This window comes from Blautia sp. Marseille-P2398 (assembly GCF_964240315.1).
GTDB lineage: Bacteria > Bacillota > Clostridia > Lachnospirales > Lachnospiraceae > Blautia_A > Blautia_A wexlerae.
Genome location: NZ_CAXSTD010000006.1, coordinates 123,961 through 146,845 on the forward strand (window position 1 = coordinate 123,961; position 22,885 = coordinate 146,845).

At 39.8% G+C, this 22,885-nt stretch carries 18 protein-coding genes, 1 tRNA gene and 2 pseudogenes; 4 read left to right on the top strand and 17 right to left on the bottom strand.

The window, feature by feature from the left end:
• Positions 1-192 precede the first annotated feature (192 nt).
• From ACESZG_RS08845 to ACESZG_RS08860, 4 genes are all read right to left on the bottom strand, one after another.
• Positions 193-807: a GNAT family N-acetyltransferase gene (locus tag ACESZG_RS08845; RefSeq protein ID WP_227296234.1), complete on the bottom strand. Its 615-nt coding sequence runs from the start codon at positions 805-807 to the stop codon at positions 193-195.
• Positions 797-2,392, bottom strand: a complete 1,596-nt coding sequence (locus tag ACESZG_RS08850) for a DUF1002 domain-containing protein (RefSeq protein ID WP_227296236.1) — start codon at positions 2,390-2,392, stop codon at positions 797-799. Before ACESZG_RS08850 ends, ACESZG_RS08845 begins: the two co-directional genes overlap by 11 nt.
• Positions 2,393-2,504: 112 nt before the next feature.
• Complete coding sequence (locus tag ACESZG_RS08855) at positions 2,505-3,059, bottom strand: manganese efflux pump MntP family protein (RefSeq protein WP_008705613.1); 555 nt, start codon at positions 3,057-3,059, stop codon at positions 2,505-2,507.
• A gap of 839 nt (positions 3,060-3,898) precedes the next feature.
• A complete protein-coding gene (locus ACESZG_RS08860; RefSeq protein ID WP_173720972.1) occupies positions 3,899-5,581 on the bottom strand; it encodes a recombinase family protein in 1,683 nt (560 codons plus the stop codon).
• A 288-nt stretch (positions 5,582-5,869) separates the two neighbouring features.
• On the opposite strand from ACESZG_RS08860, the gene cptIN reads away from it, so the two are divergent.
• Complete coding sequence (gene cptIN, locus ACESZG_RS08865; protein WP_173720971.1) at positions 5,870-6,364, top strand: type III toxin-antitoxin system CptIN family toxin; 495 nt, start codon at positions 5,870-5,872, stop codon at positions 6,362-6,364.
• Positions 6,365-6,410: 46 nt separating this feature from the next.
• Here cptIN and ACESZG_RS08870 read toward each other — a convergent pair whose 3' ends face one another.
• The 4 genes and pseudogenes from ACESZG_RS08870 to ACESZG_RS08885 all read right to left on the bottom strand — a co-directional run.
• Entirely contained in the window at positions 6,411-6,869 is a 459-nt protein-coding gene (locus ACESZG_RS08870) for an FtsX-like permease family protein (RefSeq protein ID WP_055053721.1), read from the bottom strand.
• A gap of 46 nt (positions 6,870-6,915) precedes the next feature.
• Positions 6,916-7,638: a hypothetical protein gene (locus ACESZG_RS08875; RefSeq protein ID WP_243874301.1), complete on the bottom strand. Its 723-nt coding sequence runs from the start codon at positions 7,636-7,638 to the stop codon at positions 6,916-6,918.
• Positions 7,639-7,739: 101 nt separating this feature from the next.
• The gene (locus ACESZG_RS08880; protein ID WP_055053719.1) at positions 7,740-8,786 is read right to left on the bottom strand and encodes a Fic family protein; all 1,047 of its coding nucleotides are present in this window, start codon (positions 8,784-8,786) and stop codon (positions 7,740-7,742) included.
• A gap of 202 nt (positions 8,787-8,988) precedes the next feature.
• Positions 8,989-9,521: pseudogene (locus ACESZG_RS08885) on the bottom strand (virulence RhuM family protein); the annotation flags it as partial.
• Between the two features lie 445 nt (positions 9,522-9,966).
• On the opposite strand from ACESZG_RS08885, the pseudogene ACESZG_RS08890 reads away from it, so the two are divergent.
• Both ACESZG_RS08890 and ACESZG_RS08895 read left to right on the top strand, forming a co-directional pair.
• A pseudogene (locus ACESZG_RS08890) lies at positions 9,967-10,730 on the top strand (IS5 family transposase).
• Between the two features lie 135 nt (positions 10,731-10,865).
• Entirely contained in the window at positions 10,866-12,080 is a 1,215-nt protein-coding gene (locus ACESZG_RS08895; protein ID WP_173721070.1) for an IS256 family transposase, read from the top strand.
• 463 nt (positions 12,081-12,543) lie between these two features.
• Here ACESZG_RS08895 and ACESZG_RS08900 read toward each other — a convergent pair whose 3' ends face one another.
• The 9 genes from ACESZG_RS08900 to ACESZG_RS08940 all read right to left on the bottom strand — a co-directional run bounded on the left by ACESZG_RS08900 (position 12,544) and on the right by ACESZG_RS08940 (position 20,024).
• A complete protein-coding gene (locus ACESZG_RS08900) occupies positions 12,544-12,945 on the bottom strand; it encodes a DUF6483 family protein (protein ID WP_055053541.1) in 402 nt (133 codons plus the stop codon).
• 58 nt (positions 12,946-13,003) lie between these two features.
• Positions 13,004-13,336 carry a hypothetical protein gene (locus ACESZG_RS08905; RefSeq protein WP_173721031.1) on the bottom strand — a complete coding sequence of 111 codons (333 nt, stop codon included), beginning with the start codon at positions 13,334-13,336 and terminating at the stop codon, positions 13,004-13,006.
• A 70-nt stretch (positions 13,337-13,406) separates the two neighbouring features.
• Entirely contained in the window at positions 13,407-13,823 is a 417-nt protein-coding gene (locus ACESZG_RS08910; protein WP_173721030.1) for a YjdF family protein, read from the bottom strand.
• A 377-nt stretch (positions 13,824-14,200) separates the two neighbouring features.
• Positions 14,201-14,962, bottom strand: coding sequence for a helix-turn-helix domain-containing protein (locus tag ACESZG_RS08915; RefSeq protein WP_173721029.1), 762 nt, complete (start codon positions 14,960-14,962; stop codon positions 14,201-14,203).
• A gap of 321 nt (positions 14,963-15,283) precedes the next feature.
• Positions 15,284-15,655, bottom strand: a complete 372-nt coding sequence (locus ACESZG_RS08920; protein ID WP_055053532.1) for a TnpV protein — start codon at positions 15,653-15,655, stop codon at positions 15,284-15,286.
• A 31-nt stretch (positions 15,656-15,686) separates the two neighbouring features.
• Complete coding sequence (gene rlmD / locus ACESZG_RS08925) at positions 15,687-17,324, bottom strand: 23S rRNA (uracil(1939)-C(5))-methyltransferase RlmD (RefSeq protein WP_368211350.1); 1,638 nt, start codon at positions 17,322-17,324, stop codon at positions 15,687-15,689.
• Positions 17,325-17,329: 5 nt separating this feature from the next.
• Positions 17,330-18,277 carry a 3'-5' exoribonuclease YhaM family protein gene (locus tag ACESZG_RS08930; RefSeq protein ID WP_368211349.1) on the bottom strand — a complete coding sequence of 316 codons (948 nt, stop codon included), beginning with the start codon at positions 18,275-18,277 and terminating at the stop codon, positions 17,330-17,332.
• Between the two features lie 84 nt (positions 18,278-18,361).
• Complete coding sequence (locus tag ACESZG_RS08935) at positions 18,362-19,627, bottom strand: S1C family serine protease (protein ID WP_022380961.1); 1,266 nt, start codon at positions 19,625-19,627, stop codon at positions 18,362-18,364.
• Positions 19,628-19,939: 312 nt separating this feature from the next.
• A tRNA-Leu gene (locus ACESZG_RS08940) sits at positions 19,940-20,024 on the bottom strand.
• Positions 20,025-20,503: 479 nt separating this feature from the next.
• On the opposite strand from ACESZG_RS08940, the gene ACESZG_RS08945 reads away from it, so the two are divergent.
• The gene (locus ACESZG_RS08945) at positions 20,504-22,885 is read left to right on the top strand and encodes an endonuclease MutS2 (protein WP_055200002.1); all 2,382 of its coding nucleotides are present in this window, start codon (positions 20,504-20,506) and stop codon (positions 22,883-22,885) included.

Sequence of the window (22,885 nt, forward strand, 5' to 3'; positions counted from 1 at the left end):
AGTGAACAGTAACATAAATAATGCATTTAAGACAGTTTCAGATTTCACACTCTGATGGGCCGGATTAAGATTCATTATTTACGAGGATTGCTATAATCACATTATTTTATCACATTCATCTCATTTTTTCCATACATAACAAAAAGCAGCCGGCAAAATCACAAAAATTTCACCAACTGCTTTCCATTGCTATTATTGTTTGCTGCTTTTCACAACCTGTGCAGGGGACTTCCCTGATTCGGTTAACTCCTTAAGAAGGATACATCTTGGCAGACCTCCGTAACAGAGTGCCGTTCTCTTAACTTCATATCCATGGATTTCCATATTATGTCTGCTGAACTGATTATCCGGATGTATGGTGCACATCAGATAATAATATTGGTCTGTATCCAGCAATCTCTCCGCTTCTTCCAGCATATGCCCCTGCAGCCCGTTTCCCCTGTATGCACAACACACAACTGCCGAATCCATAACTGCAACATGGGAAAGCTGTTCCTCATCAAAATCAAGATAAGTTCCCAGATTATCTTCCCTGTTTTCAGGATATTTAATAAGGAAGAAACCCGCAACAGAACCATCTGCTGTCTGTGCCACGATCACAAACCCCTGTTCTTCTATATGTGTCCTGACATATTCCTCATCATCAGATACAAACCAGTCCGGATGCTCTTTATCATTCTTCGCTCCATGCATAACAGCCATGATCTCATCCACATCTGACATCTCTGCTTTTCGTATTCTGAACAATACCTTTGCAGAACCATCCTTATTCTCTGAAATCTGCATGATACTTTGATTATTCTGCATTTTCCTCGCCGCCTGCAGTCTCTGTGGAATCTGCATCCGTTGTATCATAAGTCTCTGTGCTTTCTCCGTAGAGTTTCTCAAAGAACTTCATTGTTTCATTATATAAGGTCTGTCTGTCATCATCTGAAAGTTCTCCCAGTTCCGGACTTGCCTGTGCATCTGCACTTAATCCGAAGATTTCCTTCATGGACTTATCTACCATATTAAGTTCTGTACTCATGTAAGTTTCGGTTCCATCTGCCTGATAAGAATCTGTACCTTCTGTAAGAACTTTCAGATATGCCTTCTCCACATTCTTAGCAAGAGTTGCACCATTTTCAGCATCAAGAGTTACGGAAGCTGTTGCTGTTTCATCTTCCATAGCTGTTGTAAGAGCGGTGGTATCGCCTTCATATTCTCCCTTGCAGAAATTCTCAGCTTTATCAAACATGGCCTTCTGATCTTCTGTCAGTGCAGAAGTATCCAATTCATCTGATGTGGTATCATTTTCTGTATCATCTGTTCCTTCATCGGAGTCTGTATCACCTTCATCTGTATTTCCAAGCGTACTGTCATCCGTAGTTTCATCACCATCCGGCTCCTGCGGTTCCTCTGTTTCGCTGAGGTCTCCGTCACTCTGATCGTCTCCGTCGTCCTCAATCAGACCTGAATCCTCCTCCAGCGATGGATTCTCTGTGGAACTCTCTACGATATCTCCGCCTAAAGCACTGTTATCCACATTGTTCAGGATATCATCACCATCTGCGGAATCACCTGCATTTACAGTGTCATCCTCTTCATCATCAATATCACCAAGCTCATCATTATCACCGGATGTATTCTGTTCTACCTGCTCCAGTGTTGCTTTTACATCATCATAATTGTACTCCTGCTGCGCAATCTGTTTCAGAAGCTCTACGATCTTATTAATCTGGTCAGAATCCAGATTTACATTATTCTGCTGAGCAACATTTACTACGATATTATAGATATCATCCACATTCTGGACATTATCTTTGATAACCTGTATCTTGGAGTTATTCATAACAGTAGTTGCATCATTCTTTCCAACCTCATCAGCCAGATTTCCTGTTACTACCATTTCCTCTGTAGCAAGTTCTTTCTTCGTGCTGTCAAGCTGCTCACCTGTAGCTGTCTCATACGCCATCTGAATACCTGTAAGCGCTCCGGTTCCGGATACCTCAAACGGGCAGGCTGCTACCACTTCACAGTTCTTGACACCTGATGTGGAAAGTGACGTTGCGATCATGTTACATGTTACCCAGTTAAGATTGGCTGTCCTTACTTTGATACCGCCTGACTGAGTCGGCTTTACATATGCACAGCTCACTGTTCTGGTTCCGATCTGCTCTAACGGTACATAAGCACTCAGATGATCTCTCTCATCCTGATTAGTGATAGTGAGAATCTGTACCTGGTTACTGTCTACATTAAAATATTTCATCATTGTATTCTTCTGGTCCTGAGTAAGATCAGCTCCCAGCGTCACAACCTTCACTGAATCTGCCATTGTCGGTACAGCAGTTCCTGAAAGTACCAGACATGCACTGCATAAAAGTGCTGCTGCTGTTTTTACTTTTTTCATAATAGAAACCTCCCTGATATGTTATTTAAATTATTCAGGCGGATAATCATTTCATGCCTGTTCATTGATAGTAGTATTATAACACGTTTGAGTTGAGATTTGTAATTATTATTTATATCATTCCCAGTCCTTCCAGCAGGATTTTTGTACCTATGAGGATAAGGATAATACCTCCGCATAATTCCGCTTTGGATTTGTATTTCATTCCGAAAAGACTGCCTATCTTTACCCCTGCTGCTGAACAGACAAAGGTGATCACACCGATAAAGGATACTGCTGATACGATCTCTACTTTCAGAAAAGCAAATGTCACTCCCACTGCCAGTGCATCAATACTGGTAGCCACTGCAAGGATGAACATGGATTTTATATCCATATCCGCATTTACATGTTCTTCCTCTTTCGATTCTTTGATCATGCCGGCACCAATGAACACCAGAAGGACAAAAGCTACCCAGTGACTGTATCGAGTAACCTTATCTGCAAAGAATCGTCCGCCGAAATATCCCACAAGGGGCATTAATGCCTGAAATCCCCCGAACCATGCGCCTGCGATACACATATGCTTTGCATTGATTCTGCCTAGGGAAAGGCCCTTACAGACAGATACTGCAAATGCATCCATAGACAGGCCTATCGCCAGTATAAAAAGTTCAAAAATATTCATGTGTTTTTTGCTCCTTTTCCTGTATAAAATAATTTTTCAGTGACATAGAACCCTTCCCGGAAGACTTTTTTATGTTATCTGAACTGCTGTAATGTTCCTGCAGCATAAAAAAAGAGACACACAGACAGCTGTTTTAACTGTCCATGAGTCTCATCGTTTACTGTAATACCGGGTGCATATGGCACCATTATGTCGATAGTACTACACACTCTTCAAAACATATCTGAAAAATGTTCCGGAATATGCCGATTACTCCCTCGCGGAGAATGGCCTTATTTTATCATATTGATCTATATTTATCAAGTAGATTTTTTGTCAGTCTGGAGCTCATAAGCACCACCTCGTTACTGTTCACAGCAACACGCTTCACGATGCCAAAAATATGCACCTCCTAGTCAACAAATATCAATCATGTATTGACTCAAATGATGATTCTTTAAATTCCAGTCATCAGTTTCCCTGACATACGTTGACTTATATGACAATTCTTCAAATTCCAGTCATATGCTTTCCCGATATTCGTTGACTTATATGGCGATTCTTCGAATTCCAGTCATCTGCTTTCCCGGCATTCGTTGACTTATATGGCAATTCTTCGAATTCTAGTCATCAGTTTACCCGGCATTTGTTGACTTATATGGCGATTCTTCGAATTCTAGTACATCGTTTCGTAAATAACTATACCAATCGCGTAGGATGCGGATTCGAGTGTGCTGGTATAAAAACGCAGGCGTAGCGGGCTACGCTGAGGCTTTTAGACCTGTGCAATCGGATTCGCAGACAAGTGAGTGGTATAGTTATTTCGAAAACGATGTACTAGTCACCTTCTCATCCAGTTTTTATTCTAGTTTAGACAATAAAGCGCAACTTTCAACGGTACTTTCGTTGTCCCAACAAAGTTCCTGTGTCTCTCTATCTCCAAAATACACCGGAAAACGGAACTTTATGTGCTTCAGGAATCTGCCATCTGGCTGCTCCTGCTCGTAAATGTCCACCTGTTCTACAAAGCTGTTAAGAAATTCTTTCTTCTCCAGGTCGGTGAACTTATCATATAGTTTATCAAAATATAAAAGAAATTGATAGACATTTTCTTCTGATATTTTCTGTTGCCGGATATTCAACAGGCGGTTCTTGACTTCTTCTATACTGTTCTCCACGCCTTCAATCTCATCATACAAACGGTATAACCTTGTCTCCATATCCTGATATTTCTTCTCATAAAATTTATCCATGATATCCAGGCTATCCATCTGCTGTCCAAGTCTTCCTTTTGCTCCGGTCAACTGCCTGTACTGTTTTTCCAGTCTTTCAATCTCTTTTTCTATTTCTTCTGTATCAATTCTTGAACCGATTTTATTCAGAATTGCTTCTTCAAATTTCGGATTCTTCACCAGCTTCCGAATAACTTCTTCCACTGCATTATTAATCTTCTCCTCGCTCCATTGTTTACGATATCCACATTTATGACCATCTACCAGGCGACGATGTTTGCAGGCATAATAGAAATAATCCTTATATAAAGTTCCGTCTTTCTTTTTCTTTCGGTTCACGTTTCCATACATACCGCTTCCACATAACGGACATCTCAATATTCCGGATAAAATATGCTCATGATCGAGGCTATGTGTCTTTTCATATTTCACACCTGTTTTTTCCCGTTTTTGATGAGCCAGCTCCCAGTCTGTTTCTGAAATAATCCCTTCGTGGATACCATCGTGCAGCATATAATTTTCCTGCTTTTCAATGCGATATTCATTTCTTGTACCAGAGACTTTCTCGTTTTTCCTTCGTCCATAAGCCAGCTTTCCACAGTATACCGGATTATCCAGAACGCCTTTTATAAATGAAGCGGCAAATGCGTCCAAAGTGTTATTCTGTCGTTTTTTCTTTTTATATCCATGCTGGTTCAGCCATGTAGCAATCGCAGAAATTCCCATATTGGTATGAATAAATTTATCATAGATCAGACGAATAATCTCTGCTTCGTCCTCTGCGATCTGCAATTCTCCATTTACCAATTCATAGCCATACGGAGCAAATCCATCGTTCCATTTTCCTTCCCTGGCTTTCTGCTTACGTCCCTCCATTGTCTGAACAAGGATATTCTCTCGTTCAATCTCTGCCACCGCAGACAGAACAGAAATCATCAGCTTTCCGCTATCTTTTGAGCTGTCAATTCCATCTTCTACACAGATCAGATTCACTCCAAAATCCTGCATCCTCTGCAAAGAATTTAAAACATCTGCCGCATTATGCCCGAATCTGGAAAGCTTGAACACCAGTACAAACTGTACCTCATCTGTTCCATTCTCAATATTATCCAACATTCTCTGAAATTCCGGTCTGCCCTCTACGCTTTTTCCAGACTTACCTTCATCAGAATACTCATTTACGATTTCCATATTCTGAAATTCCGCATATCTCTTCAGTTTTTCTTTCTGAGCATCCAGACTGTAGCCATCCACCTGCATGGTTGTGGATACTCTGGTATATATATCGCATCTAATCTTTTTATTCTTCATAATCTTCCTCGCAATATGGCTTTGTTTTATTGTCCCAACTATATTTTAGTACTTGTTCCAACTATTTTCAATACTTCTTTTTATTTTTTATTGACATATTTTCGTTACAACCATATAATAATGATAGAGACAGGATTTCTGTCATCGAAAATATTGTTCGCCCACCGTTGGCGGCTTATAAGTAATCGGCTCGAAAATATTGTTCGCTCACCGGAAGCGTCTAATAAATGTCCGGCTCGAAAATTTCGGCCCTGCCGCATGGCAGGGCTTTTTTTATAGGTGATGAACATGATATATCAAGAAGGGTACGTTTACCATATTAAAGATGAATATTTTGAGAAAGTACATGATTCCAACTTAATGCAGAACAAAGAGGGCGGTACATACCGTCCTACTTTTTACTGTCTGCGTGACAATAAAACTTCTCTGTTATGGATGGTTCCACTCAGTTCTCGTGTAGAAAAGTTTAAAGCAATACACGATAAACAGGTGGCTAAATACGGAAAGTGCCTAACGATTGTTTTAGGTGAATTTGATGGAAAAGAAGCTGCTTTTCTTCTCCAGAATATGTTTCCAATCAGAGATTACTATCTTGACCATATACATACTCGAAATAATAATCCGGTTCCTGTTAAGCATTCCATTCACAGGGAAGTAACAACACGTATGAAAAAAATTCGTCAACTTCATTCCAGAGGCAAAAAAGTGGTATTTCCAGATATTGACCGACTTGAGCAAATTATGCTTGCAGAAGTAAAAGATAACACAACTACGCTTTCCTGACTCATCTTTTTAAACTGATACTTTGGAATCGCATATGCAATTCCACTTAATATCGGAACCATAAGCAGGCACGGCACGATTGTAAGATGCAGTTGAAAGAAAAATACCGTAGCAAACGTATTTGATAAAATCTTTTCTGCACCAAACACAACCAGTACGATTGCAATAACAAATGCATCTCCCAAATATATGAATCCTCTGCAATCAGCATTTTTGATATCTGCTTTTTCGTCATTCCTACAACTTCCAAAAGTGCCAGCTCCTTTTTCCTGCTAATCACAGAAGTTGTTGTTGTATTAAAGAAATTCATAATACATATAAAAGCTAAAATAACAACAAGGAAACCACCGATCATATAATATTTTCCGACAAACCGCCTAAAGCTCGCCTTCATATCCAATACAGAAGAAACATTTATCATATCATTTTCTTTCAAAACATTTTTATCAATGTATTCTTTTACCTGCTTATCCTCTCCCTTCTTGGCATCAATAGCAGCATACATTGCTGATTGATTTCCGTCTGGGTGATATACTCTTCTTCTGGGACCATTACTGCAATACAAACAGTAATATAACAAATAGAGTCATTATAATTAAGGAAGAAAATGAAAATGAATCCTCTTCAAAGAGATTATATGCCGGATTGATTTCCATTCCTGTCCCAGCTTTCGTAAATCCCGCTGCCTTAGATATCTTTTCCGTTTTCTTTTCCAGATTCCAAAGGTTCTTGTACCAGACAGAATACTCTTTTTCTCCATTGTAGATGCCATTTTCTAATGCCTCCTGCGTAACGGGATAACGATTCTCCTTTGCATAGTCTTTTGATACCCAGACCATCTGACCTAAAACAGCTTTATCCCCCTGCCAGAATCCACATATCTGAAACGTATCTGTCTTATATTGTTTCAGCATGGGATTTACTTCCCAGGTCAGCGTTACTTCTTCCCCAATCTTTAGTGTAACACCCAGAGATTCCAATATCATACTGCTAAGTGCTACTTCATTTTCTTTCTCTAGCAGTCTTCCTGTAGTTGACAGACAATTGAAACTTTCTGCCATATTTTCATCTGCATATCGGACCTCTACGGAAAACCCAAACCGCTCATCCATTCCAGATCCCAAGAAAATACCGGAACCATATCGCTTAACATCTTCACTCTGTTCGATTGTTTGTTGCAATCGCTTTGCACCTTCTTCTGACAGATTCTGTGCACTGGCATGAGCAGAATCCATAAACTGCTTAATTTCCGTTGCTCTTTTGGAAAGAATCATAGATACACTTCCCACAAAGAGACTTGTGAATAAAAGGGAAGTCAGCATGATTGCAATAACAGCAATAACATTCCTAGAGTGTGTCTGAAAAATGCCTCTTCTTATTTTAATCTAACATAAAATGTAGATTTCCCTCTGCCTTCCCTGCGAAGTTCTCCTTCTGCTACAAGCTTACGAAGTGAACCTTCTATCGAACTCACACTGAGTGCCGGGCATAGTTCTCGAATATCTTGCTTATTGAATTTCCCAATCCTTTGCTGTGTGGCTTTACGAACCATCTCAATTGCCGGAAGTTTCTCTTCTACAATTTCAAATCGGTCTTCAAAATCTTTGTAAGCAGCAAGAATTGTTCCAAGTAAATATTTGATAAAAGGAACTGCGTCCTCTTCTCCTTCATGCCAGCCATCCTGTGAATGGCCCAAAGCCTCATAATACAAATCCTTGTTCTTTGCAATTTTAGCTTCAAGCGAGATGTACTTACCTACATAAAATCCACTACGATAAAGCAGTAGAGTTGTAAGCAGTCTGCTCATTCTGCCGTTACCATCATTAAATGGATGGATACACAGGAAGTCATGTATAAAAATAGGAATAGCCAATAATGGCTCCACCTCATAATTTCCAATTACCCTGTTATACTCTTCACAGATTCTATCAAGAGCCTCTGGTGTTTCAAATGGTGCCAATGGTGTAAACAGCACCTCCGTATGTCCGTCTGGATATGTGGCACTAATATAATTCTGTACATTCTTGGTTCGCCCAGCGAGTGGATTATTCATATGGCTGCACAGTATTTTATGCAACTGCAAAATATAGTTTTGAGTAATAGGAATCGCATTAAAACTCTCATGGATAATATTTAATACATCACGGTATCCTGCGATTTCCTCTTCATCTCTATTCTTTGGTGTGGTCTTCTCCTCCACCAACTGCTTAATTCTTGTATTGGTTGTTACAATACCCTCTATCGCATTTGAAGCCTCGGTACTCTGAATCTTTGCTATCTCCACAAGTTTCTCCAACTCGTCTGGTCTTTGCTTAAGATATAGTTCCTGTTTCCCTGCGAACTTGTATATTGCTGCTATGAGACCAAGAATTTCTGAATCCCACTTTTCTTCTTTAATTTTTGAATAGTTAAACGGTCTCATTATTTAAGCACCTTCCTTTCATTTTTCCCTTAAAGCATCTAGTTTTCCTTAAATTATAGTCAATAATAAGGGAAAGTCAATATATTTAAGGTTGTTTTCCCTTAAACTCGTTCGTTTTTTGCGGGATAAATAATATTTTATGCGATTTACAGGGATATATTCACATTTCATTTAATATTTTTGCCGCAAACGGCATGTTTATGAAAAATGCGATGGATATTTCCGCTTTCGGATCATAATCTATGTTCGTTGCATAAATTTCCAGTGCCTGGCGATAAAATACCTTCTCGGATGCACGAATATCACGGATTCTCTCTAGCAATTCCTTAAAATATCCACCGCCACCCAAATTTTTTAAACGATCATCATCTAAGGTAAAACCTTTTCTCATGTATTCTTTTAAAATCCCGGTTGCCCAAATTCTGAACTGTGTTCCTCGGTTTGATTTTACACGATAGCCAACAGAAATAATAACATCAAGATTGTAATAGTCTACATTGTAAGCTTTTCCATCAGAAGCAGTTGTTGCAAATTTTGCAACAACTGAATCCCGCTGTAATTCACCTTCTGTAAATATATTTTTTATATGTCTGGAAATGGTTGATTTATCTCTCTGAAACAATTCTGCCATCTGATCAATGGACAACCGACTGTATCACCATCAAAAGTAGTTTCAACTTTCGTCGGACCATCCTCTGTCGTATAAATAATCATGTCTGCTTTTTCTTTGTTCATAAATCTATTTTCCTCCAAAATCAGATACATTATCAATGTGAATGATTAAAAAAATAGAAGTTCAACACGATTGCTATAGCAAAATCATCATTCTGTATCTTTACCATTTATAATACGGTAGTAATCATCCATATCCACGCTAAGTTTTATTGTGGTATCTGGTTTTCGGTTGTCCAAAAGGCAAACAGTCTCCACATGGGACGATACGTCCTGATTAATGTCTGGTTTTGTGCCCGTTCGTGGAAACATATCTTGTTAAAACGGAAACAGGTCCACACCTTCTGAAACCGCACATTCACAGCTGTAAACAGATACAATCTGTGACAAAATTGGCCTCCATATCAAAGTCTTGGCCACCCTAGAGCGTGTCTGAAAAATAAAAATTGCACAAAACGCATGTTTTATTTCCCTTTTCATGATAAAATAAAGAAAAGGGGTGTTCACTATGTTGAGACGATATGAGTTGACTGATGAAGAATGGCTTCGCATTGAACCTTTATTACCTCCTGAAAATACTGGAAAACAAGGACGTCCAAGGAAAGACAATCGTATCATTATGAATGGAATTGTATGGCTTGCACGTAGTGGGGCACCTTGGCGCGATCTTCCTGAACGTTATGGTTCATGGAAAACTGTCTATAGCCGATTCCGAAAATGGATCGATGATGGTATCCTTGATAATATTTTCCGTATTTTAAGTCTTGAAGCAGAATTGGAAGAATTATCCATTGATGCTTCTATTATCCAGGCGCACCAGCATAGTGCCGGTGCAAAAAAAGGGGGCCTTCAAATGAAATCGGGCATAGCCGTGGAGGAGCCAGCACCAAAATCCATGCGGCAGTAGATGCCTATGGATATCCAGTTTATTTAATGATCAGTGAGGGACAGCGTAATGATATCAATTATGCAATCCCTTTGCTCGATCAAATTGAAATAAACGGAAGCAATGTGTTAGCTGACCGAGGATATGACAGTAATAAATTACTTGATTATGTGTACGCCCGCGGTGGAGAGCCAACCATTCCATCCCGAAAGGGAGCTAAATTTGAACGTCATTGTGATTGGTGGTTATACAAAGAACGCCATTTAGTAGAAAAGTATTTTCTGAAATTAAAAGCATTCCGACGAATCGCTACACGTTATGACAAATTAGCTGCAACTTACTTGGGATTTATTTGTATCGCCTCAATATTAATTTGGTTAAAATAAATGTGAACTTCCAGTCTTTTTCCGCCTAAATCGAGAGTCCCGGTAGTGTAAAATAGTTTGTGTTTTTGGTAAAAAATAACTCCTTTTTGGTAAGAATTCAGATATGACAATTCTTATCGTAAAGGAGTATTTTTTATGGCAGTTGCAAAAGAACAAATTCGACAGATTATCTCAGAAAACAACATTAATAGCGTTGCAGATATATACACGCTTCTGAAAGACAGTTTCAAGGATATCCTGCAGGAGCTGATGGAGGCAGAACTGGATGCAACTCTTGGCTACGAGAAAAACCATAAGGGAGATCTACAGACAGACAATAAAAGGAATGGTCATTCTACAAAAAACTTAAAGAGTCAATACGGTGAATTTCAAATCGACGTACCAAGAGACCGTAACGGTGAGTTTGAACCAAAACTCATCCCTAAATACCAGAGAGATATTTCCGGGATTGAGGAAAAAGTGATCTCTTTATATGCCCGTGGTATGAGTACACGTGACATCCACGACCAGCTCCATGATCTTTATGGGATTGAGCTATCAGCTGAAATGGTCAGCAAGATCACAGACAAGATACTTCCTCAGGTTAAGGAATGGCAGTCCCGTCCTCTGAACCCGGTTTATCCGTTTGTCTTTATGGACTGTATTCATTATAAAGTACGTGAGGATGGCAGAATCCTGAGCCGTGCTGCGTATGTAGTTCTTGGCGTTACAGTGGAGGGATACAAAGATATCCTCAGCATCACAGTAGGCGCAAATGAAACCAGCAAGTTCTGGCTTGGGATGCTTAATGATCTTAAGAACCGCGGAGTAAAAGATGTCCTTTTCTTCTGCGTGGATGGTCTTCCGGGTTTTAAAGAAGCGATTCAGGCAGTTTATCCGCAGGCAGAGATCCAGAGATGTGTGATCCATATGCTACGCAATTCTTTCAAATATGTAAATTATAATGATCTGAAAAAGTTTTCCTCGGATTTCAAAGAAGTGTACAATGCTCCGAACGAAACAGCCGCTTTAACAGAGCTGGAGAACATGAAAGAAAAATGGGGGAAGAAATATCCGTACGCGATCAGTAACTGGGAAAATAATTGGGAAGATGTAAGTTCCTTTTTCCAGTTTTCTAATGATATCAGACGCATTATGTACACGACAAATATCATAGAAGGATTGAACCGCCAGTATCGGAAAGTCACGAAAACGAAAAGCGTATTCCCAAGCGATCCTGCATTGGAAAAGATGCTGTATCTTGCCAGCGAGAACGTAGTCAAAAAGTGGACGCAGAGATACCGGAACTGGGATCAGGTATTGAATCAGCTGATAGTCCTTTACGGAGAACGGCTTACTGCTTATCTGTAAGAGAAAAGAAAAGCAGGAATGGGGAAGCTCTTTTAAGCCCCTCATTCCTGCTCTCTGTCTATTCCTTCGGCATTTATATTATTGCCAGAAATTTCCGATCCTATTCCAGAGATCGGGTGTGGGCAGAGCCCACAAAAGGCAATAATCATGATGCCTTACTTGTCATGCAAAAAAATCGAAAATGATGTATATAATTTTCCTACATGGCAATACTGTAAGTACAAAGATATATTCGACAGCCGCATAATCATTAATTCGACAGCAAAATTTTACATATCTATTTCTTATCAGAAAGATTTACTTTCCATAGACACAAGAATTTTTACACCCTCAGATAATATACTCTTACAAATCTCTTGTTCAAAAATAAACTCCTTTCAAAAAGGCGTATGGAAATCAAAACTTCCATACGCCAATTTTATATTCCGCTCTGTAAGTTGTCTAAAAGTTGACTAAAATTATATTACCATTCATTATCATCTTTGATCAAATAAAACAACTCCTTATATCCAGACTGTATAAGTAATTGTTTAAATCCTGAAAGTACTTCTTCTTTTGTATAATTATTGTTCTCCAAGAATTCATTATCCTTCTCACTAAGGTATTGGTAAAAAAGAGCAGCTGCCATTACCTCCTCTTTATTTGTATAATCAATGTTATCTAAAAGTATGTTTTCTGCTTCATTAATTTGTCCTAAATCAATCATATCCAAAAAACTTTTCAGTTTTTTTCCTGATACTTCATATTTATTTTCTTTTTCAAGCTCAACAGAAACATATTTTTTCCCAAATACTAAAGAAAATAATACCCTTACCATTTCTTTTATCATTCGCATAATGTAATCTTTCTCATCTGTGAAGTACATTTTCATCACCCCAAACATCAATTTCTGTAAATGGACTTTATCATCAAATAAATCCCACCTATATTCCAACTGCTATAAGTAATATACCCAACATTCTTCCTAGAAGTTTTGACTTCCGATATCCTAAAAGAGCATTTGTTTCAGGAGTAGCAAATGGTAGTAAAACGATATCTATGCCCATTGTCGTAATTCCAATTCCTATTATGAAAACGTTATTGTTAGAAATAATGCCATAAAACATAACCCAAAAGCCCCCCAATAATACTAAGGTAAAATACTTAATTTTATGGCTGTCTTTATACACCATCTTTTCATAACAATTTTCACATTCACTGTTACAAAATTCAGAATAGTCATTTAGCTCTTTGCCACAGTATTTGCATTTTTTCATACTGTTCCCTCGGTAATCTCAAAAATCTCATTCAACAATTATCCCGATTTGAGTAAAAGCCCAAGGGACTTTAATGTCCCTTATGATTTTCTCTTTTCTTTCGTTGTTTCAGTTCAAACATTCGCCGTTCTTCCGCCTCTTTTTTCTTGCGGTCTTTCTCTTTGCGTTCCTGCTTGTTCTGTTCCTGTTGTAGTTTCAGCGCCTGTTGCGATTTTGTACCAATACCTATTTCTAGCGTCTGCTTTTTTGCTTCTCGCTGCATCCGTTTCGGATTTCTTTTGATATCCTTTACAACTGTTTCAACAACCGGACTGAATTTCAAACTGAAGTACCACTTTTGAATATATTCCTGCACTTCACAATCTTTCGGCTCTGCACCAAATGTTACCTTTGCCACAGATAGTTTACCATTTTCGATGTGTTCAAAGATTCCCACCCAAAACGGCTCTTCAAAAAATACTGTCAGCTTTCCATTTACTTTGTCCATAAGAATCCCTCCTAAAATTGATTGAACAAAGAATGGACAACCCGGAGGGGCAGGTTACTTACCCTATTTATATAGGACGGCCGGGCTACCTACCGGCTCTGGCACATCAAAGATGTACGTTGCGTTTTTATCTTTGCTTTTATAATCAAACCATATGGCACGATTAACGTAATTCTGTAACTTCAGTTCAAATCATACCACATGATTAATGTATTTTCTATATACTTTCTTTATAATCAGCAAAAAGCTCCCGAAGGAGCTTTCCACACTTTAAATATACACTAATTCTTTTAAAACAATCTCTTCTGCTGCATGCCATATTTCCCGTGAAGAATGTTGTAAATTAGTACTATCCATAACGGTAATCGAAAATTTAATTATTCGTATTTTTTCCCGATAATGTAAATCGAAACTACCATACCACCTAATATCATAATTAAGAAAATGTTATTTAAAATATCCCATAAAGCTATATTGAAACAATTGATTATTATAATACCTGCAAGAGGATATAGAACAACCGTTGCAAGTGTCCATATTTTTAAAGTTGTGCAGATGTACATCCAATTTCCATTGTTAAAAGATAGACCAACTAGATGTATTCTAAAAATTCCTTGTGAAACATAATTTATCTTGTTGTCATCATAATATGTTGGTAATATGTCTTTTGCAAAGAAACAAAACCATGCACCAAATAAAAGCATTACCCCAGTAACCAGCAATATATCCCCTTTCATCTCAGCTAATGAACTTCCAGATACAACTAACATAATAATTTCTGTAATAGATATAAAAAAACATAACAAATATGCTAATATCCAGTTTTTTCTATGCTGGTGAATAGAATCCCTAACAGCCATATCGAGAGATCCTACTACCAATTCCTCGATTTCTTTTTTATCAATATTTTTCTGTGTATCTATTTTTTCTCCACGTAACAATTCTGTAACGGTGACCTCTAATATATCAGCTATTGGTATGAGTAATACGACATTGGGCATACTAAGACCACGTTCCCATTTGCTAACTGTTTTATCTGATACATATAATTTTTCAGCCAAATCCTTTTGAGTTAAATTCTTTTCCTTTCTTAATTCGGTTACAAATAAACCGAATTTTTCATTACTAATCTGATACATATATCCACCTCCTGCACACATATTATAATGAGAGTGTGCATAAATCAATCGACTAGCAGTAGAATTACAGAATATTAGCACAAAATTCATCAAATAATCTCCCCATCATGATTATTTCTATAAAGTTATATTCGGATATTTTTTAAGCCATACTATGGAATAATTAAATCGGCAACTTATGACCAAGACGGAAAAAAACAGCCTTCAGAAACTTAGAAAAGATCACTTGCTATAGAATTGTAATATGCTTCTTCTTTGACCCCTTATAAATACAAAAGCTGAACAAATAGGATTTTTCGTCCTACCTGTTCAGCTCTTTGTTTACCTGTAAATCAATTCTTTCAACACAATCTCCTCTGCTACATTTCGGATATTATTTACAGCCCTGACCCATTCCATCTGATCACGAACTTTCATTTCTTCCGTAATGCCTTGCTTTTCCAACATCTGACGTACCAAAATATTCATTCTCTCCTGTGCTTCATCGTCCACAAGATTCAGATGTTCCACCAGTCTGTCTTCCAACATATACAGTGAATACATTGCCGGACGATGCTCTTTCAGATATACTTTCCGCATCATTCCATATTTTCCATAATGCGGTTCTTCATCTGTGCTGACAAGATTCGGATAATAAATTCCGTCTGTGCCAAGTGTGTAGGTTCCACCCATTTTTTCAAATGTGCTTTTCATGTGTTATTCCTCCTTGAAATCAGCGATGTTCTTAGATCATCGCAAAATATTTCAGGGCAGCCTTGATAGCATCTTCTTTCTCTTTCGGGCATTGTGGAACTCTTGTATTTTCTGATTTTGGAAGATTATAGTTTTCCCCCACTTCAATTCCACATTTGCGTTTTACCTGAGAAATATATAAATTCGAAACCTTCAGGTCAAATTCTTTCAGCACATAATCTTTGATTTCCTGATAGGTTGCTTTCAACTCGGCACTGGTGGCATCCAACTCATCCAGGTCTAAGTCGATCTCTATCGTGTCATCTGGCTTCTGTTGGGACAAAAGAACAACCGTCTCCACATGAACAGTCATCCCAAATTGATCAACCGGGCATACTTTTCTAAGCTCATATCCTCTCTCACACAGATACTTCAGATCCCTTGCCAACGTCGCACTGTCGCAACTTACATACACAATCCTCTCCGGGTTCATCTCGACCATGGTCTCCAGCAGAGTTTCATCACAGCCTTTTCTTGGCGGGTCTACAACGATAACATCTGCATAAACACCATTTTTCTTATACTCTCTTGGCAGCACTTCTTCTGCCTTACCCACAAAGAACTCTGTATTCTCCAGGCCATTAAGTTTCGCATTTTCTTTCGCATTCTCTATAGCTGCCGGAACAATTTCCACACCGCGGACAAATTTTGCTTTCTGTGTCAGGAACAGGGAAATGGTTCCGATCCCACAGTAGAGATCCCATACTGTTTCCTGACCGTGAAGATCTGCGTATTCCAGTGCCTTTGCATAAAGCTTCTGGGTCTGCATAGGATTTACCTGATAGAAAGACAGAGGAGAAATCTGATAGGAAATATCTCCGATCCTGTCTGTGATATATTCCTGACCCCAGAGCAGACGGATTTCCTCACCAAGGATTACATTGCTGTGTTTCTTATTTACATTGATGGTGATACTTGTCATTCCCGGAATCTCACACAGAGATTTTACAAGCTGCTCCTCTTTCGGGAGCTTGTTTCCGTTCAGAATCAGACAGACCATCACTTCTTTTGTGAAGTATCCGTAACGGATCAGGACATGGCGCACCAGCCCTTTGCCTGTTGCTTCATTATATGGTTCAATCCCGTATTTCTCCATATGTGCGATCACACGGTCCAGAACTTCTTTATTCTCAGCTACACCAAGTGCACAGTCACGGTTCTCGATAATATTGTGGGTTCTTCCCGCATAGAAACCTGTAACGATTTTTCCCTCTTTATTTCTGCCTACAGGAAACTGTGCCTTATTTCTGTAATGAAAAAGTTCATCCATGCCAATGATCGGCTCCATGGGGATATCTGTAAAGCCACCGATACGTTCCAGATGTCCCTTCACCTTATTTGTCTTAAATACAAGCTGTTGGTCATAGGAAAGTGCCTGAAGCTGGCATCCGCCACACTGACGGGCAAATTCGCACTTGGGCTCAACTCTGTACGGAGATGGCTTCAGCACCTCCATAAGACGTCCGTAACCATAATTTTTCTTTGCCTTGATAATTTTGGCTGTTACTGTATCTCCGATCACTGCGTCCTTGACAAAAACGGTGAAGCCATCGGCTTTTCCGATACCTTCACCGTCAATTCCGCAATCTTCTATCTCTAACGTAACAAGATCGTTCTTACGAAATTCCATAAAGATTACACCTCATCTGTTCTTCTTAAGTTGGATTCAAACAATTTATTATATCCAAGCCATTCTTTTTTGCTCTTGTTTGCTGCAAAAATCTCTGTGATGGTTTCCATTCTTGCATCTGTATTATCTGCAAGATTGAGGGCTACAGCCTCCACCAGTGCAGGTTTCTTCGGGGAACCGTATTCCAGTTCTCCATGGTGGGACAGGATACAATGGATCAGCTCATTCTTAAGCACCTCCGGAAATTCCGGTATCTGGCGTGCAAGATCATTGATCATCTGCGCTCCCATATAAATATGTCCCAGAAGCTGGCCTTCATCTGTATAATCATTTAACGGAAATGCAGATAATTCTTTTGTCTTTCCGATATCATGAAGAAGTGATGCTGTGATCAGTAAATCCCTGTTGATGACCGGGTATGCCTTTGACATATAATCGCAGAGTCTGGTCACTCCCAGAGTATGCTCCATCAGACCGCCGATAAATCCGTGATGTACTGTCTTCGCTGCAGAATGTCCTTCAAACGCTTTCACAAAAGCTTCATCTTCCACAAATAATTTCTTCAGAAGTGCAGACAGATAATGATTCTCCACACTGTCAATAAATGCTCTCAGCTGGCTGTACATATCATCTGTGCTGTTCTCACTTACAGGAAGATAATCTGCCGGGTCATATTCATCTTCGGCTGCTTTGCGCACACGCTTGATATTCAACTGCATAGCCCCTGCAAAGCTGGTTACATCTCCTACAACATCAATATAATCCAGGGCATCGAAATCATCAATTCCCAGAGAATTCGGATCCCAGATCTTGCCATCCATGATTCCGGTTTTATCCTGGAGGATAATATTCTCATAGGGTTTTCCATTCTTCGTTACCGCAGACTGTTTCTGCTTGCACAGATAAATCCCATTAATTCTGTCTCCCTCATGTAACTCATTTAAAAAACGCATAAAGCCTGCCTCTCTATCCTTTATTTTTAGTATTATAACAATTCCACAAGAAAGAATCCTGCTTGTAGGATTCTCCGCCTGTCACTATCTCTCTCCAACTGTTACCTTATAATCTTTCTCCGCATACTCACCATCGGAATTTTTGCGAAGAACCGTTATGGTAAGATTTTCTCCCTGCTTTTTTGTCTGAAGATATGTATAGTAAGACTGCATACTCTCTGTGGGAGTTCCATCAATCTTACTTATGATATCTCCACACTGTATCCCTGCCTTCATCGCAGGAGATTCTTCTTGTGTACGCTCCACGTAAAGTCCCTGATCAATTCCCAGTTTTCTACATTGTGCCTGAGTTATCTCTGTTCCATAAATACCTGTATATCTGATTGTCTCTTTGTTAGCCAGATGTTCTACCAACGGAAGAATCTGCGAAATGGAAACTGCATGAATATTATCTCCGTCGTTTTCATTCTTCTTCAGTATCATACCTGCCACATTTCCGTCAGAATCAAGCAGCACACCACTTCCATCTTCATTCCCCTGCACATCTGTAGCCAACACATTATACTCCGTATCCGCTACCGATAGTTTTTCAGAAACAGAAGTGATCATTCCATAAACCACCGCATCACTGTCACCGGCAGGACTTCCGATAGCAATTACTATATCGCTCTGTCCCAGTTTCTTTGTGTCTGTCAGATCAGATACCACGATACCTTCTCTTGTACTGTCATTGAGAAGATTTTTTCTCACAGTTGCAACTGCAAATCCGGAATCTGCATCTCCCCTGCATATCTCTCCCTGCACTGTCGAACCATCTGCAAAAGTCACCTGCAGTTCCTGCAGATTTTCCAGTTCTTCCTCATAGGTCAGGATATAAAATTGCGTCTCTGTTTCAAGAAAGACAAGACCTTCCGTATCTTCCTGCTGAAAATAAGAATTATTCAGCAAATCCTCATCCTTTGAAATTCCTCTCACGTTTACAAGAGATTTTCGGGATTTTTGAGAAACCTTCAGCACTTCCCTATACATCTCCTGACGCATTGCCAGAAGACTCTTCTCCTCTTGTTCAGAAACTGAAGCGACAGATTCCCTCTCTGTTGCCTGTTCTTCAGATATCGTCTCCGCTACATCCGATCCTGTCAGTTCGATTTTCTGCTGTGTATTCTCTTCTCTGTCCGCCATAACCGGAAACACACTGGCAAAGGTTACGGCTGCGCAGCCTCCAAACAAAACGCCACAGCCTGCTATCATAAGCAGCCTGCGCAACAGACTGCCATTCTCTTTTGGCTGTTTTTTTACCGTTTCTTTTATAAACTGATATTCCTGTGTGTCCATTTTGTTTTTTTTCATACCTGATTCTCCTGCCGCACTCCATTCAGGATAACTGCCCAGTGTCATACAAAACAGCAATCTGCCAAACAGTTACCATTCAGGTTCAATATCGCTTGTATTCAAACAAATTATATCGTAACAATCTACACATTATTTTAACAAAAAGATATGAATTTTTTATGAATATACTATAAGTAATTTCCCACAGTACAAAAAAGAAGCTCCTACTGAAACACTTATCGTATCAGCGAAACACTGAAGCTCAGGTTATTATGATGACACAAAAAAACGGTTTAAATGCACATATAATAGCATTCAAACCGTTTCTTATGCGGAAGATGGGACTTGAACCCACACGAGCGCAATGCTCACAAGATCCTTAGTCTTGCTCGTCTGCCAGTTCCGACACTTCCGCATATCGCATTTCTGTTATAAGTTTTACTTATTGTTGCGACAATTGGTACTATACCAAAAACTATATAAACTGTCAATAGCTTTTTTGAATTTTTTTTATTTTTTTGTAAAAACTATCATTTTTATGTATTTCTATCCTTTTTGCTTTCCATAGATTCCAAAATCATATATAATAGGAAAAGTATTTGTAACTGCTTATTTCACAGTAACACAGTTACAATTATGTTACTGTTCACACACCACTATTCCGCGAGGTGTTTTGGCATGAATATGCCAAAATCCCGAGACATACAAGCCAAAATTCCATTGCCGCAGGCAATCTGGAATGAATTTTGGCTACGTTACTGTGAACGGAGTGAACAGTAACACAATTATTTTTTAGAATTGCTATAATCCCGGAGTACATTTCCATAACAAAAAATGCTATAATATCAGGGACAGCAAATTATAAAGATATCTATCAGGAGATTTAAACAGACAATGAATCAGAAAGCATATAAAGCACTTGAATATTATAAAATCGTCAATATGCTGACAGACAAGGCTTCCTCTTCCATGGGAAAAGAAATCTGCCGGAAGCTGGAGCCATCCACAGATATTGATGAAATCCGACATATGCAGACTCAGACCAGAGATGCACTTACCCGTCTTTTCCAGAAAGGAAATATTTCCTTTGGCAGCGTCAAAGATGTGCGTGGTTCTCTGAAACGTCTGGAAATCGGAAGTTCTCTGGGGATTGGTGAACTTCTTGCCATCTGCAGCCTTCTTGAGAACACCAATCGTGTCAAAGCTTATTCCAGAAGTGAGCGCGGTGATTCTCTCCCGGACTCTCTGGACGGGATGTTCGAGGCACTGGAACCACTGACTCCTCTTACAACAGAGATCCGCAGATGCATCCTCTCAGAAGATGAGATCAGTGATGATGCAAGCAGCAACCTCCGCCAGATTCGAAGAAACATGAAGATTACCGGAGACAGGATCCATACACAGCTCTCCTCTCTTGTAAACGGAAGTGCCCGCAATTATCTGCAGGATTCCGTTATTACCATGAGAAACGGACGCTACTGCATTCCGGTCAAGGCAGAATACAAAGGACAGGTTCCGGGTATGGTACACGATCAGTCCTCCACAGGTTCTACTTTATTTATCGAACCTATGGCAATCGTAAAACTAAATAATGACATCCGCGAGCTGGAACTGGAAGAACAAAAAGAGATTGAAGTGATCCTTTCCACCCTGAGCCAGCAAACTGCAGAACAGACCGACTCTATCCGCGCAGATCTTAATATCATGGTACAGCTTGACGTCATTTTTGCCAGAGCATCCCTTGCCATGGATATGAATGCAACAGAACCAATCTTCAATGATGAAGGACGCATCCGTCTGAAACAGGCACGCCACCCTCTCATTGATAAGAAGAAAGCTGTTCCCATTGATATCCGTCTCGGCGATGATTTCGACTTGCTTGTTATCACCGGTCCGAACACCGGTGGTAAAACTGTATCTTTAAAGACTGTCGGACTTCTCACTCTCATGGGCCAGTCCGGTCTTCATATTCCCACACTGGACCGCTCAGAGCTTGCACTGTTTGAAGAAGTTTATGCTGATATCGGTGATGAACAGAGTATTGAACAGTCATTAAGTACATTCTCCTCACATATGACCAACGTGGTTTCTTTCCTGAAAAAAGCCAACCGTCACTCTCTTGTCCTTTTCGATGAGCTTGGTGCAGGTACAGATCCGACAGAGGGTGCTGCCCTTGCCATTGCGATCCTTTCCCATCTTCATGAACAGGGAATCCGCACTATGGCAACCACCCATTACAGTGAGCTGAAGGTATATGCACTCTCCACCTCAGGTGTAGAAAATGCCTGCTGCGAATTTGACGTGGAAACGCTCCGCCCGACCTACCGCCTGCTGATCGGTGTTCCCGGGAAAAGTAATGCATTCGCCATTTCTTCCAAGCTTGGACTTCCGGACTATATCATCGATAAGGCCAAAGAACAGATCAGTGAACAGGATGAATCTTTCGAAGATGTTCTCAGTTCCCTGGAAAGCAGCCGTATAACTATTGAAAATGAACGCCGCGAGATTGAACAGTATAAACAGGAAATTGCCTCTCTGAAATCCGAAATGGAATCCAAGCAGGAGAAGTTGAACGAGCAGCGAGACCGCATCATCCGTCAGGCCAATGAGGAAGCTCATGCAGTTCTCCGCGAAGCCAAGGAATATGCAGACCAGACTATGAAGATGTTCCACAAATTCCAGAAAGACCATGTGGATCTCTCTGCTGTGGAAAAAGAACGCCAGAATCTGCGCAAACATATGAATAAAGCAGAGAAAGGCATGACTCAGAAAACTGCTGCAAAGAAACCGAAGAAGGAACTCACAGCCAAAGATATCTCCCTCGGCGATGCAGTTAAGGTTCTCAGCATGAATCTTAAGGGGACTGTCAGCAGCCGTCCGGACAACAAAGGTTTCCTCTTCGTTCAGATGGGTATCATCCGTTCCAAGGTTCACATCTCTGATCTGGAACTGATCGATGAAGCAGAGATCACCACACCAACCATGCAGCGTACAGGTGCAGGTAAAATCCGCATGTCAAAAGCAGCCCATGTATCCACAGAGATCAACCTGCTTGGCAAAACGGTAGATGAAGCAGTTGCAGAGCTTGACAAATATCTGGATGATGCTTATATCGCTCATCTGAAATCTGTCCGTATTGTTCATGGTAAAGGAACCGGTGCTCTAAGAAAAGGTGTACACAATTATCTGAAGCGCCAGAAGCATGTGGAATCCTTCCGCCTTGGAGAATTCGGCGAAGGAGATGCAGGTGTTACTATTGTAGAATTTAAGAAATAG